Genomic DNA, 421 nt, shown 5'->3' on the forward strand with positions numbered 1-421 from the left:
TGATGCGCCACGCAACATTTACCAAGCTGACCACAAGTCAGATTGAGTTCATGGACGTGGACCAAATCACCGCGTTGACCAGCACACAGGTCAGGGCCATGGGCACGGCACAGATCAACGCGATGAGCGCCGATCAGGTTGCGGCCCTGGGCACCGAGGACATTGCTGCCTTATCGGTAAGCAACCTCTCGGCTTTGACCACCACTGTGTTGCAGGCTTTGACATCGGATCAGGTTGTCAACATGACGAACACGCAACTGAAAGCCTTGACATCTGACCAGTTGAATATTTTGGATGTTGGTGACCTTGTCGAACTGGACACAGCCCAGATCAACCAGCTCACAGCGGCGCAGGTTGGCACCTTAGACACGGCGTTCATTGAGAACATGACCACTGAACAGTTCAGTGCTTTGTCTGCCAC

At 53.7% G+C, this 421-nt stretch carries 1 pseudogene; it reads left to right on the forward strand.

Features of this window, described 5'->3' with window-relative positions:
* Positions 1-50: 50 nt before the first annotated feature.
* Positions 51-421, forward strand: a pseudogene (locus tag B472_RS16845) (heme utilization protein); the annotation flags it as partial.

Source organism: Limnohabitans sp. Rim28, assembly GCF_000293865.2.
Lineage (GTDB): Bacteria > Pseudomonadota > Gammaproteobacteria > Burkholderiales > Burkholderiaceae_C > Limnohabitans_A.